The organism is Psychrobacter sp. P11G5, assembly GCF_001593305.1.
Lineage (GTDB): Bacteria > Pseudomonadota > Gammaproteobacteria > Pseudomonadales > Moraxellaceae > Psychrobacter.
This window is the reverse complement of sequence record NZ_CP012533.1, coordinates 979,980-993,802: the sequence shown is the minus strand read 5'-3', so window position 1 is coordinate 993,802 and position 13,823 is coordinate 979,980. Positions and strand designations below refer to the sequence as shown.

The window sequence follows — 13,823 nt, the reverse complement described above, 5'->3', positions numbered from 1 at the left end:
TGAGAAATATTAATGTTTGGTTAATTGCTTAGACTATATAGATTAGAAAAATAACTGAGATCAATAGTTTTTATATTCTCACGATACAGAATCTATTACCTTGTCTGGCCTAACTTATTAGTATTGTGTACACTAATCAACAAACTTAAGCTGACCTTTTGGATGAATAAATGGCTGACATGAACCTTGCAGAAAAATTAAAGAAATTTACTTCTAGTTGGGTTCAAGCAACTAATGAGTCTTTTACAAACCATCCAACCGCCAACTTTTTGAGAAACGACTTAAAAGAAGAAATAGCAGCTATCGTTAAAGATTTTGATAATAACTATTTAATAAAAGCTAGCGTGGGAGCTGGAAATTGGGCTAATATTCCATGGCTTGCAATACTTAATCCCAAAATAACGACAGCAATCCAAGATGGTATATACCCTGTGTACTTATTCAGTACCGATGGCTTAGGTTTTTACTTATCTTTAAACCAAGGTACAACAACACCTAAGGAAGAGCTAGGTAAAGTTAAAGCTGATATCAGGGCAGAGCTTATTAAGAAGTATATACTTGAAAAGTTTCCTGAATTAAAAGACTGGGGCGAGCAAAGAATAGATTTAAATGCGAATACACCATTAGGTAAGTCTTATGAGACTGCAAATATCGTTGCTAAGTACTATAGCCTAGATATAGAGCTAGACAGTGAATCTTTAAAGCAAGATCTACGAAAGCTATTGTTTTATTATCGGAAGATAGAAACCTTAGATATTGAAGTAGAGTTGCAGAAATTTACTATGAATAAGCCAGAAGAAAGAACTAAACCTCTCCAAAAAAAGCAAAAATCTCTCCCTGATGATGTAACTCCCCTATCCAAACCCTTCCTACTCCTAGCTGGTATCTCTGGCACTGGTAAAACTCGCTTTGTCCGTGAGCAAGCCAAAGCCACAGGCAGCCTTAGCGATACTTACTGCCTAACTTCCGTACGCCCTGATTGGCATGAGCCTAGTGACATATTGGGTTATATATCACGCTTGGGTGGAGATGGTAACGCTGAATATATCACCACTGATGTGCTGCAATTCATTGCTAAGTCGTGGCGGGCGATTATCGATGCTGGGCTTAAGCTAAGCGTCAGTGACTCTAACGGCCTTGATACAAGGCTCACTGTGACTGGCGATAAAGCTCAATTAGATAGAGTACTGCCCTATTGGCTATGCTTAGATGAGATGAACTTAGCGCCTGTTGAGCAGTATTTTGCTGATTATTTATCAGTGTTAGAGACACGCGTATGGCAATGGGATGCTGAGCAATTTGATTATTGCTGTGATCCTCTTTTGAAATCAGCAACTATTAAACAATTAGCGGACACAAACAAACTGCGTAGCGATTTGGGTTTTATAGATAGTAAATACGATAGAGAGTGGGAATTGTTTTGTGAGCATGGTTTAAGCCTACCCTTTAATCTAATCGTCGCTGGTACGGTAAATATGGATGAGACTACCCATGGCTTCTCACGCAAAGTTATCGATCGTGCCTTAAGTTTTGATTTTGGTGAGTTTTTCCCCAATGACTTTGATCATTTCTTTAAGTCAGAGGTCACTCATAACATCCTTAGCTATCCTATTTATTCTCACGCCACTGTTGACGATCTACCAGTGATAGATAGTGACGGTCGCAAAAGTATCGAGTTTTTAAAGGCAATTAATCAGGTATTGGACAATACTCCATTCCAACTGGCTTTTAGAGCACTCAACGAGCTATTGCTAGCAGTGATTAGTACCCAACCTACAGATGAGCAGCAGCTAAAAGCGGTATGGGATGACTTCTTGATGTGTAAGGTATTACCACGTATCGAAGGTGATCACGATAAACTGACTATTCATAATAGTACTACTAACAACGATTCATTGTTTGATGAGCTATCGCTCGTATTAGCACGAGAGCTTACTGATATTTGGCATGAATCAAAGAATTCTTCTAATGCTCGTCCTGACTTATATCGCGAGAAGTTAGTAGCAAAAGAGGATGATAAAGTATTGCGTATCACTTGTCGCAGTAGAGCTAAACTGGCATGGATGAAAGGACGTTTAGAGCGTTCAGGATTCACCAGTTTCTGGCCTTAATCGCTAAAATGCGTAAGCACATCTAAACTGAGTAGCTGCTCTTAGCCTTTGGCATTTAGCACTGATACAGCAAAATTAATGGAGCAATAATGCCAGAACTGTTACGGATACAAACTCCTGATTTTGAGCTGTCCATTTGGTGTAGCGATATTAGCAAACGGCAAGCTGCTTATCAGGCAACTGTAGAAAAACGCCATGCGCCTAATGACCTTACTCATTACCAGATACCCGTTATCCGCTTTTCTCCGCCATTATCTATCATTGATGCTACCTTTATGGGTCAGCGAATCGACATAGATGATGCAATTAACCAGTCTACTCTGCTTAACCAAATTGAGATTAATGAGCCTATCTTCTTTGAAAATATCCAATATCAATTTGAATGGGTATTTTTTGATAAAAAGGGCTTTGATGAACAAGCGAAAACTGAAAACGCTTATTTAACCCATCGCAGTCATTTAGTGAATGAAAGCTTTCGATTCGTTGAAGCACATCGCTCAATACCAGCACGTTTGACAGGATCTATTAATACCTCTAACCATGTCGGCTGGATGCGCCTTCCTCTCGAATATGTCACAAACGGTCAAACCCATCAAAGCCATATTGCCTTTGAAGTGCTGCCCACCAAGATGAGCTTGCACGATGACTTGCCAGCGATGTATCGGTCGATTGATAGCGTCTTTCCGCTATGGCGCTTTAGCTTAGTAGAAAAAACCGAGCAGGATGCCGCGAACAGCCAACAGCGTAACTACTTTCCATTGTTATGGTTAGCTAATTTTAGCCATCTGCGTAGCCAACTTGAGCAAGGTCTTAAAGTCATAAACCAAGCACCGCATAGCCGCCTACAAGCACATACCTCTTATAATAAAGCATCACGGCTAAAAGGTAAGCTACCAGCGCGACTGGGTGCAAAAATAAAAGAAGATTTTGCTAATGGTCTGTATGAAAAGCGCTATCAAGTCACCAAAAAACAGCTGAGCGTAGATACTCCAGAGAACCGCTTTGTTAAGATGGTGGTCTCTACCTCCAAGAAGCGACTGGCTGACTTTGAACATAAGCTTAGACGAAACAACGCAGCACCGGATAAACAACGGCTGTCTAACACGTTTTTAGATGAGCTACACCACTGGCAACAGCCTCTACAGAAAACCCTGAAACAAGGCTTTATGACTGATGTCGGTGCTTATAATGGACGTAACCACGAGTCATTGGTATTGCAGCAAAAGGTCGGCTACAGCTCGGTATATCGAATTTGGCAAGAGTTAAAATTTTACCTAGATGTCTTTGACAATCAATCTAATATCTCTATGAAGTCGGTCGCTGAAATTTATGAGGTGTGGTGTTTTTTAACCCTCAGAAACATCTTGCTAGATGAGCTTGGCTTTGAAGAAATAACTACTGAAAAACAGTCACTAAAGTTGAATGACTTTTTTGAATATCAGTTAAAGGATGGCTTCGCTGGTGCATTTGAATTTAAGCGTAGCGATGGGGTTACAGCAAGGCTCGCTCACGAGCCAATTTTCACTAAAGCAGGGGCAGATATTCGCTCATATCTCATCAGCCAGAAGCCTGATATTGTATTAGAGATAACGCTACCTAAACCTAGCAACAAGCGCTTTATTTGGCTATTTGACGCTAAGTACCGTATTAAGACCATTAAAAATCGCTACGATGATACTGATATAAATATCGATACTACCGACTACGTGCCAGATGATGCGATAAATCAGATGCACCGTTACCGTGATGCTTTAATTCGTCTGACAAAGGATAAAGAAAGCAAAGATACGACTGAATTCCAAAAAAGCCGTCCAGTATTCGGTGCTTTTGCTTTATATCCCGGTTACTTTAATCAAGCAGTTACTACGAATCCTTATCTTGATGAGATCAACGAGGTCGGGATTGGTGCATTCGCATTACTGCCAAACCCCTTTAAAACAGATTCAAATAGTAATAATGGGCATCAGTGGCTATTGAGTTTTTTGCGTCAGCAATTGGGGAATAACCTTGCTACTAACCCAACGTATAATAGTGGCAAAAATAGCAGCGAAATCAAAAATAGCAGTGCTGTAAATAGTACCGCTGTAGCTTACCGAGTAAACGACTACGACTCTCACGCAGATAAACTAATACAACATACCCATAATCTTGAAGAGAGTCTTTATCTACAAGATGCTGCACGTATTCCCTATTCAGGTATGGAGCAAGTGCTATATCCTGATCTGATTATGACTATTGCTTTGGGAGGGGGAAAAGGACGCCATTCGGCCTATTTTGATAATTTTAAAAATGGATTGGCTACTTGGTATCATCTGCCTCAAAGTACATTTTTAGGTAAATACAAACAACACATTGTGAATGAAATACGCTATTTGGCATTGGCAATCACATCTGAGCAAAATACCAATAGCAAGCAAATTACCATGCTTTGGCCTATCAAAAACGTGACTCTTAAATCGAGACGTGCCATTAATGAAGAACAGTCAGGCAAATCATCGGATTCAGTTGACCTTTATTACTTATTTGAGCTGGGTAAGCCATTAACTCTAAAAGATATCATCCATGATGTTTCGGGCGTTTCTTTTACAGAATCAATAAAGCTCACTACCTTAAACCACCTAGAACAAGCCGCTAAATTTAGTGAGCTTAAACAGGTCTATGACCAAGCTTTAGTATGAGCGCCTATCACAGCTCCAAACGACGCAATCTCAGCGCGTTACCAATCACCGAAACTGACGATAAGCTCATAGCTGCCGCTGCTATCATAGGACTAAGAAGAAGCCCAAATACGGGATAGAGCACACCTGCGGCAATTGGAACACCAAGCGCATTGTAAATGAAGGCGAAGAACAGGTTCTGTCTGATATTGCGCATAGTTGCGTGGCTAAGCTTATAGGCTTTTGCAATACCCATCAAATCACCTTTTAGTAGGGTAATCCCTGCACTCTCCATTGCTACATCAGTGCCGGTACCCATAGCGATACCAACATTCGCTTGCGCTAGTGCGGGCGCGTCGTTAATACCGTCACCTGCCATCGCCACCAATTTACCGCTGTCTTGCATCTCTTTAACGATGCGGTTTTTGTCCTCTGGCGAGACGTCGGCATGGACTTCATCGATACCTAATTTATTGGCGACTGCCTGCGCGGTTTTTTCGTTATCGCCCGTTAGCATAACGACTTTTAGTCCCGCGTCATGAAGCAGTGAAATAGCTTCTTTGGTGCTTAGTTTAATAGGATCAGCAACTGAAATAATACCAGCAGCTTTACTATCTATCGCCACGAACATTACTGTTTCACCGTCCTTTCTACGGACGTCGGCTTTAGTAGATAAATCCTGATCGAAGCTGTTTAAACTCTCCATAAGCTTTGAGTTACCAATAGCGACTTTTTTACCATTGACTACGGCTTGTACGCCCTCACCGGTGGTCGAATTAAAGTCAGTAGCTTTAGGAATAATGAGTGATCTATCTTGCGCGGCTCTCACGATAGCTTCTGCTAAAGGATGCTCGCTCGCGCTTTCTACTGCCGCTACCAGTGCGAGGAACTCGTCTTCATCTTGACCTGCGAGCGCATCAATTGCGGTAAGCTCGGGCTTACCAGCGGTGAGCGTTCCAGTCTTATCAATGACAATAGTGTCAACCTTTTCCATCGTCTCTAGTGCTTCGGCGTTTTTGATCAGTACGCCATTTTGTGCGCCTTTTCCCGTACCGACCATGATTGACATCGGCGTTGCAAGTCCGAGCGCACAAGGACAAGCGATAATGAGTACCGCGATAGCGTTGACCAGTGCATAGGCCATAGCCGGCTCAGGTCCGAATGTCGCCCATACAATAAAGGTTATGATAGAGCTGACAATGACAATGGGCACAAACCAACCCGCTACTTGGTCTACTAGGCGCTGGATAGGGGCACGGCTGCGCTGGGCTTCGGCGACCATTTGCACAATTTTGGATAATACCGAATCTGCTCCGACATTGACCGCTTCGACCAATAGCGTGCCAGTGCCGTTCACCGTACCGCCGGTGACCGTATCACCTTGCACTTTTGAGACAGGAATGGGTTCGCCCGTAACCATTGATTCGTCAACATTGCTATTACCATCGAGCACAGTACCGTCTACTGGCAGCTTCTCTCCAGGTCTAACTCTTAGCTGGTCACCACTGATGACTTCATCAAGTGAGACTTCGACTTCGTTGCCGTTTTCATCGACACGTCTTGCAGTCGGCGGTGCGAGCTCAAGTAAAGCACGGATTGCGCCCGAGGTCTGACTTCTGGCTTTTAGCTCCAGCACTTGACCAAGTAGCACCAAGGTTACGATGACAGCTGCCGCTTCATAATACACACCGACTTGACCAGCGCTATCTCTGAAACTGTCTGGAAAAATATGCGGGAAAAAGGTCGCGATAATACTAAAAATATAAGCAGCGCCTACGCCTATCGCAATCAAAGTAAACATATTTAGATTGCGGCTTTTTATAGACTGCCAGCCTCGAACGAAGAACGGCGCGGCGCCCCACAGTACAACGGGAGTAGCAAGCACTAATTGCAACCACTGCGAGACGGGGCCTGAGATATCATATTGACCAATATTATCTAAGTTTATCCCGAACATATCGCTCATCGCGTATAAAAATAGCGGTATGGTGAGTACGGTACAAACCCAAAATCGACGGGTCATATCGTCAAGCTCAGACGTATCTTCTTCGCCAATAGTAACCGTTTCTGGTTCAAGTGCCATGCCGCATATTGGACAGCCACTATTTTCAACGTCTCGGACTTCGGGATGCATCGGGCAGATATAGACTGTACCCTTATAATCGTCTGGTACTTTGTCGTATTTCCCGCCTTTGATAGATTTTACATCGGTGCTGTTAGTAGTAGTTTTTGTGCCATGACAATGCGCATGACTGTCTTCATTGTCTTTGGAATCAGCGACCTCTTTAACAATTTGGTCTTCAGGTTTAAGGAACATACCGCATATCGGACAGTCGCTCTTTTCAACATCTCTAACTTCTGGATGCATAGGACAAATATAGACCGTACCGTTATAATTTTCGGGTACTTTGTCGTACTTGCTGCCTTTGATAGACTTTACCTCAGCACTATTATCAGTAGTATCCGTACCATGACAATGCGCATGACTGTCTTCATTGTCTTTGGAATCAGCGACCTCTTTAACAACTTGGTCTTCAGGTTTGAGTGCCATGTTGCATATTGGACAGCCACTATCCTCAATATCTCGGACTTCGGGATGCATTGGGCAGGTATAGATTGTGCCACTATAGCCAGCAGGTACTTTATCGTACTGTCCACCTTCTATAGACTTTGTATCGTCAATATGTTTCATAAAACCACTCCTTGAAGACCATGAGTAGAGATCTTGAATCAGTTATATCAACCGCTGATAGCCGTTGTTTCTACTCTTGCTTTACACGCTTAACAACTTAGTTAAGCGTAAGACTCAATCTCGTTTACGCAGATATTTGAGCAGCGACATAATTATTAATACTAATATGGCAAAAAACAGTAGGGCAAATACTAAACAGACAACCATCATTCCCCAGCTCATACCATGCATCATCGATCCATTCATCATGCCACCCATAGGCCCATTCATCATACCGTGCATCATAATAACCATTATAAGTACTCCTTATTTGTTATTTCCTTAGTATAAGTAATGATATAGTACTGGCGTGTGAACGTATACCTTTCAATAGGCTGCTTACTTAATGACACCTAATACAAAGTGCTCAAAATTTGTGACTGTCTATTCCAACTCATCAATAAGCGCTTGCATCTCACCGATTTCACGCTTTTGTGCTTCGATAATGTCATCAGCAAGCTGGCGTACACGCGGATCTTCGATATCAGCACGCGAACTGGTCAAAATAGCAATCGAGTGATGCGGTATCATCGCTTGCATCCAATCCACTTGATCGACCGTTTGTTGTGATCTAACGCCCCATAAACCAAAGGCAAATAGCACGACACTAATCCCATAAACCATTAGGTTGACCTTGGTCTTTTTATACATATTGGTCATAAAGGCGAGCATGATAATAGCCATCATAGCGCCCATATATAACGCCATATAAGCTCTAGTTTCGCTAAAATAAACGTGATCCCATTGATAAGTATTAAAATACATCATGATAAACATCACCACTGTCGATGTTAAAATCATGATTGTGAACTTTACATAAGGGTTCATTTGCTTCTGTTTATTATCCATATGGTTATTCATATTCTTGTCCTTAATTTAGTAAAAAAGGCACCTAAATGAAGAGGTGCCTTTTTTTGGAGCTAGTGTTATAAACTGTTTTTTGCTTACATGGTTAACACTAGAACCAAAATTTCACACCAGCTGTAACGCTACTAGAATCAACAGCTTCGTCTTCTTGACGTCGCAAATCTCTTGCGTTGCCTAAAGCGGTCTCATAGCTGATACCCACATAAGGCGCGAGCTGACGACTTAACATCTCGTAAGTAAGCCTAACGTCAGCCCCAAACTCATTAAAGCCTTTAGTAATATGGTTATCCGTATCATCTTTGCTAAATGCCGTCAGCTCTACTTCTGGAATCACTACCCAATGCTGATCTAAGCGCCACTCGTACTCCGCACCTAGATCTAGACGAACTTGCCCATCAGTATATAAATAAGCTCTAGCATCGGTCTCGATGAAGTATGGCGCAGTGCCTGTGATACCAGCCATCACGGCAGATTTATCATTTTCGGTATCATAAGCAACACCGGCTTCCCCATTCCAAAAAATGCTAAGCGGCTTCCAGTAAGCGAGTGAGGTTAAACTATCAATTTCTTTATCGTCTTTAGTTTGGATACTACCTTCGCTACGTAGCGTTACGCGGTTGCTGTCTGTACCGTACCACGTATCAAACTCATAATTGATTTGATCATCGTCAAATTGATAGCCCAGATCGTCTACTGATACGCCCCATAACGGTAAGCTACCCATCATCACAGGCTTACCAAAGCGACCATAGGGAACACCGTTCGAGTAGTCAGGGCTTCGAGCATCGGCTGGTGCTTCCCCACCTTGCATCCCTGACATGTCCATACTGCCATGATCCATGCCCGACATATCCATGCCACTATGATCCATACCTGACATATCGCCCGACATATCCATGCCACTGTGATCCATATCAGACATATCGCCTGACATATCCATGCCACTGTGATCCATATCTGACATATCGCCCGACATATCCGTGCCGCTATGATCCATATCTGACATATCGCCTGACATATCCATACTACTATGGTCCATATCTGACATATTGCCCGACATATCCATGCTGCTGTGATCCATACCAGACATATCCATACCAGACATGTCCATACTGCCATGATCCATGTGCGACATCTCAGCAGCATTTGCTAAAGGTGACATTAATAACATCAAAGATGACATGCCAATAAACGGTAGACCTACTTTATATATTTTCATAATAAGGCTCATATTCGAAGGTTTATTAAACAACGGCAACTTCTCTAAACATCCCTGCTTCCATGTGATAGAGCAAGTGGCAATGCCATGCCCATCTGCCAGCTTCTCCGGTGACATCAAAGCTTATCTTTTGTGCAGGCTGTACCATTATCGTATGCTTACGTACTTGAAACTCACCTGAAGGCATCCGCAGATCGCTCCACATACCATGCAAATGCATGGGATGATTCATCATGGTGTCATTGACTAAGGTAATACGTACGCGCTCGTTGGGCTTAATATTGACCGGTGCGGCATCTTTGAACATAACCCCGTCTAGAGCCCAAATATAGCGCTCCATGTTTCCCGTCAGATGTATTTCAATCTCTCTGGTAGGTTTGCGCTGCTCTGCCATTATCTCATCACCGACAGAGCGCAACTGACTATAATTCAAAACCTTTCTATCAATGTTACGTAGATTAATACCAGGGTCATCAAGGTTCATACGCGGACTATCAACGCGCATATCGGACTTAAAGTCATATTCTGTCTTAGCATGCTTGGCTTTATAGCCATCAGCGCCCATAGCACCCATCATGTCGGCCATCGTCAGCCATTCGATTTTGTCCATAGCAGGTATCGCAGGACGAGCGCCTTTTTTAGTCGCAAGCGTTGTCGCAACATAGCCTGACCGGTCAATGTTTTGGGCAAATATGGTATGCGCATCTTTAATCGGCGTCACGATGACATCATAAGTCTCGGCCACCCCAATACGGAAATCATCGATATCGACAGGACTGACATCAATCCCATCCGTCGCGACGACTTTCATTTTGAGACCGGGGATGCGTACATCAAATATTGTCTGCGCTGAACCATTAATAAAACGTAGTTTGACCGGCTGTCCAGCCTTGACAAGTTGCGTCCAGTTAGCCGCTGTCGTTTTACCATTCATCAAATAGGTAAAGGTCTTTTCACCGGACAGATCAGTAAAATCTGTCGGCATCATCCGCATCTGATTCCACATTTTGCGCTTATCAAAAGCTGCTTCTAGATCTGTTGCGGCAATATCGGACAGTAGCTTTTTGAAATCTGGTAAATGATAATTATCAAAGTCGGCGCGTTGCTTTAATAGTTTCAGTAAGTTATGCGGATCGCGGTGCGTCCAATCACTGAGTAAAATGACATGGTCTTCCTCGATAGGATGACGTTCGCGTCCTTTTGGCTCAATGACAATGGCCCCGCGCATACCAGTTTGTTCTTGGAATCCAGTGTGCGAGTGATACCAATAAGTGCCAGATTGTTTTAGCGTAAATTTATACGTAAAGGTGCTATTCGCTGGGATACCATCAAAACTAATACCTGGCACGCCATCCATCTCGAATGGCACTAGCAGACCATGCCAATGAATGGAGGTTGACTCATTCATCTGGTTATGGACGCGTATCACTACCGTATCACCCTCGCGCATTTTTAGCGTCGGCGCTGGTAATGAGTCATTAATGAGTGTCGCCGTGCTCGATTTTCCATTAACAATAATGGGTTTTTTGCTGACATAAAGATCAAACTCTTTGCCTGTCAGTATGGGTACTTTATGCTCGGGTTTATCACTGTTAATGACGGCGTTTTTTTGATTTGCACCCAACGCACTATTGGCAATGGTTGGTAACGTCGATAACATAGACGCGCCAAGTAGCGTAGATGACCCTGTCAAAAAACGTCGACGGTTAAGCATGTTTTTATTATTCATAATGATGACCTAACTTAATCTGCGAGATGGTGGTTAACTCTATTCAAACCAAAACTACAATTGCTGCTGCGGCGACTCAACGTCAGCATAAACGCTTGTCGTACCGTCTTTATTGATTTGCATAATTTGATACGGCATAAATTGGTTTTGATACTCCATACCAGGGCTACCTACTGGCATACCGGGTACGGCAAGACCGATAGCATCGCTAGGCGGATTTTTTAAGAATTGGGCCATGTGCTTGGCGGGGACATGGCCTTCAAAGACATAACCATCGGTGGTGACTGCGGTATGGCAAGACTGCATTTGCGGCGGTACGCCATAACGCTCTTTGAATAAAGACAAGTCTGCAACATCGTTCGCCGTTGCGTTTAGACCATTATCTTCTGCATAACCTACCCATTCTTTACAACAGCCACAATTGGCATCTTTATAAACAGTGGCAGAAACGTTTTTAAGAACCTCTGATTGGTTTATCAAAGGAGCCGTCACCGCTGTAAGCTCAGCTTGTGGTTCTACTACCTGAGCCGTTTGTGTAGCAACCGTTGGCTCAGGTTGTACAGGCTTTGAATCAGAAGCGCTCGTATTTGATTGGCTACAAGCCGCTAATAATAGTGAAGATGTCACCATCACTAAAAGAACACGACCAGATAACCGGTTGTGTTCACTAGAAAATATATTGGTATAGCGTCTCATAAAGCCACTCCTAAGCGTTTATTTACGTATTCGATATTCTAAAACTTTATCTTACATCTAAACTACCATACGTTTAATATAAAATGTTAAGCGCAGCACTATTCAGTACTGCGTTCTTGACCTTGAAAATTATGTGTTAAAAACCATGATATTAAAAATAATTAATGCTGCATTCCAGATTCGTCACCCGACATATCCATATCCATATCACCATCAAATGACATATCCAACATATCGTCGTCTAACCTAGTCGTTAGCATGGTGTATTGATTTTCATTTAATTCAGGTAATGATCTGATAAAAGCAACCATTGCCCACATCCTCTCATCATCATGAGAAGCGCCCCATGCTGGCATTCCAGATGCCATGATGCCATGTTTAATCGCCCAAAAACTTTGCTGTGCACCTGCTTTCGTTTTATAACGTTCAACAACATCAGTCTTGGTAAAGTTAGGCGGTTTAGGATATAAACTTTCACTGAAATCAGTCTTTTCTACCCCAGGAGACAAATGACAGCCTGCACACATATCTTTGTAGTCTGCACCACCAGTGCTAATCATATCTACTTGTTCTAAATCTGGAACAACGATATCTTGACTGGCATTTTCTATTGAACGATTGCGAGCGGTTTCTAAGAAACTATACATCATTGGACTATGCTCTTGATCAGCCCCAACATTTGAGATGCCACTCATAACAACAGCGAAGATACCTGCAATTGCTACAACAACGGTAAAAAGTATCCCCAGTAAGAATTTCATATACTTATCCTAAAAATCCATTTTTGTTAATACATCACTATCATTTAACTAAACTGCTTGTTTAATATAGCTGCTTATTCAGTAAAACTGCATAATAGTGATGTATATTTAACAGGACTAGATTTGAAACTCTTAAGACTTACTGTCACTGCTCACACAGTGTTTTTGATACATCTGCTTCATTTTTCCCATATTAGCCATCATTGCTTTCATGGCAGGGTCGTTCATATCCATTTTGCTATGGTCCATTTTTCCCATCATTTGCACATGCTTTTCCATTTTTTCACAGTTCATTTGGTCTTTTTCAGCATGCATTTTAGGATCATGAGCCATAGCCGACGTTGAAACGACTAGAGCAACAGCAGTAATAATGATTGATTTAGGCATTGATTTGAATAATGACATAATAATTCCTTATTTGATTAACAGCTAATAGAGCGTAGGTTTGGGTTGAATTCAGCTTTAATGTATTGAAACTTAAAGAATATATTGCCACTCAAAGTTGTCAAAGACTAAGGCTATTAAATCAGTATAAATGATAACTTACTCATTCTGACTGATAGATGACACCAAGATGACAATTCTGTCATCTTCGTATCTATAGATTTTAATGCTGAGCGTAATCCTTTAGTATTGCATCAAAGCTAATATCACTTACCACTACCATATTTGTTCACAAAATGCTTTTCAGATTGTAGATGTTGATCTTGATGCTGAACTTCGCAAGCCACTCTAGCATCGATATAGTTTTTCATTTGAGCATCAGATATCTTTGCATCATTATGATCAGCGTTTTTTGCAAATTCAGTAACCGCATCGCAGTTTTCGATAATCGAAGTACTTAGGTTGGTAGTATGAGCATTTGCTGCTGACATGCCAATAAGCATCGACAGTGATAATAGAGCTGCATTTTTTAGACCGTAATTTTTCATATAATACTCTCAAAAATAAATAATTGGACATTCAAATAGAATGATGATTGGTAAAGCCGTTTATAGAGGTCATCTTTATTAAAAGAGGTCTTCTATGTAGCGTTGATTTAGAATACTAAA

General features: G+C 42.0%; 11 protein-coding genes. 2 read left to right on the top strand and 9 right to left on the bottom strand.

Going from position 1 to position 13,823, the window contains the following annotated elements; translation table 11 throughout:
• Positions 1–170: 170 nt before the first annotated feature.
• Positions 171–2,111, top strand: coding sequence for a DUF3578 domain-containing protein (locus AK825_RS04235; RefSeq protein WP_203226489.1), 1,941 nt, complete (start codon positions 171–173; stop codon positions 2,109–2,111).
• 89 nt (positions 2,112–2,200) lie between these two features.
• Entirely contained in the window at positions 2,201–4,789 is a 2,589-nt protein-coding gene (locus AK825_RS04230; protein ID WP_068034905.1) for a restriction endonuclease-like protein, read from the top strand.
• A 7-nt stretch (positions 4,790–4,796) separates the two neighbouring features.
• Here the strand turns inward: AK825_RS04230 and AK825_RS04225 are convergent, their stop codons facing one another.
• The 9 genes from AK825_RS04225 to AK825_RS04185 form a co-directional block, all read right to left on the bottom strand.
• Positions 4,797–7,460, bottom strand: a complete 2,664-nt coding sequence (locus tag AK825_RS04225) for a copper-translocating P-type ATPase (RefSeq protein WP_068034904.1) — start codon at positions 7,458–7,460, stop codon at positions 4,797–4,799.
• 114 nt (positions 7,461–7,574) lie between these two features.
• A complete protein-coding gene (locus AK825_RS04220; RefSeq protein ID WP_068034903.1) occupies positions 7,575–7,754 on the bottom strand; it encodes a hypothetical protein in 180 nt (59 codons plus the stop codon).
• A gap of 129 nt (positions 7,755–7,883) precedes the next feature.
• Positions 7,884–8,360, bottom strand: a complete 477-nt coding sequence (locus AK825_RS04215) for a DUF305 domain-containing protein (RefSeq protein WP_037059145.1) — start codon at positions 8,358–8,360, stop codon at positions 7,884–7,886.
• Between the two features lie 97 nt (positions 8,361–8,457).
• Positions 8,458–9,585, bottom strand: a complete 1,128-nt coding sequence (locus AK825_RS04210; protein WP_068034902.1) for a copper resistance protein B — start codon at positions 9,583–9,585, stop codon at positions 8,458–8,460.
• Positions 9,586–9,610: 25 nt separating this feature from the next.
• Positions 9,611–11,314 (bottom strand): copper resistance system multicopper oxidase, encoded by a 1,704-nt coding sequence (locus tag AK825_RS04205; protein ID WP_068034901.1) that lies wholly within the window; start codon positions 11,312–11,314, stop codon positions 9,611–9,613.
• A 54-nt stretch (positions 11,315–11,368) separates the two neighbouring features.
• Positions 11,369–12,010 (bottom strand): DUF411 domain-containing protein, encoded by a 642-nt coding sequence (locus tag AK825_RS04200; protein WP_068034900.1) that lies wholly within the window; start codon positions 12,008–12,010, stop codon positions 11,369–11,371.
• Positions 12,011–12,171: 161 nt separating this feature from the next.
• Positions 12,172–12,771, bottom strand: coding sequence for a cytochrome c (locus AK825_RS04195; RefSeq protein ID WP_068034899.1), 600 nt, complete (start codon positions 12,769–12,771; stop codon positions 12,172–12,174).
• 132 nt (positions 12,772–12,903) lie between these two features.
• On the bottom strand, positions 12,904–13,176 hold the full coding sequence (locus AK825_RS04190; protein WP_068034898.1) for a hypothetical protein: 273 nt from the start codon (positions 13,174–13,176) through the stop codon (positions 12,904–12,906).
• Between the two features lie 245 nt (positions 13,177–13,421).
• On the bottom strand, positions 13,422–13,703 hold the full coding sequence (locus AK825_RS04185) for a hypothetical protein (protein ID WP_068034897.1): 282 nt from the start codon (positions 13,701–13,703) through the stop codon (positions 13,422–13,424).
• Positions 13,704–13,823 lie beyond the last annotated feature (120 nt).

Bases quoted from the DNA above. Each gene is read 5' to 3' on its own strand.
- AK825_RS04235 (WP_203226489.1), top strand. From the start codon at position 171: ATGGCTGACATGAACCTTGCAGAAAAATTAAAGAAATTTACTTCTAGT.
- AK825_RS04230 (WP_068034905.1), top strand. From the start codon at position 2,201: ATGCCAGAACTGTTACGGATACAAACTCCTGATTTTGAGCTGTCCATT.
- AK825_RS04225 (WP_068034904.1), bottom strand. From the start codon at position 7,460: ATGAAACATATTGACGATACAAAGTCTATAGAAGGTGGACAGTACGAT.
- AK825_RS04220 (WP_068034903.1), bottom strand. From the start codon at position 7,754: ATGGTTATTATGATGCACGGTATGATGAATGGGCCTATGGGTGGCATG.
- AK825_RS04215 (WP_037059145.1), bottom strand. From the start codon at position 8,360: ATGAATAACCATATGGATAATAAACAGAAGCAAATGAACCCTTATGTA.
- AK825_RS04210 (WP_068034902.1), bottom strand. From the start codon at position 9,585: ATGAAAATATATAAAGTAGGTCTACCGTTTATTGGCATGTCATCTTTG.
- AK825_RS04205 (WP_068034901.1), bottom strand. From the start codon at position 11,314: ATGAATAATAAAAACATGCTTAACCGTCGACGTTTTTTGACAGGGTCA.
- AK825_RS04200 (WP_068034900.1), bottom strand. From the start codon at position 12,010: ATGAGACGCTATACCAATATATTTTCTAGTGAACACAACCGGTTATCT.
- AK825_RS04195 (WP_068034899.1), bottom strand. From the start codon at position 12,771: ATGAAATTCTTACTGGGGATACTTTTTACCGTTGTTGTAGCAATTGCA.
- AK825_RS04190 (WP_068034898.1), bottom strand. From the start codon at position 13,176: ATGTCATTATTCAAATCAATGCCTAAATCAATCATTATTACTGCTGTT.
- AK825_RS04185 (WP_068034897.1), bottom strand. From the start codon at position 13,703: ATGAAAAATTACGGTCTAAAAAATGCAGCTCTATTATCACTGTCGATG.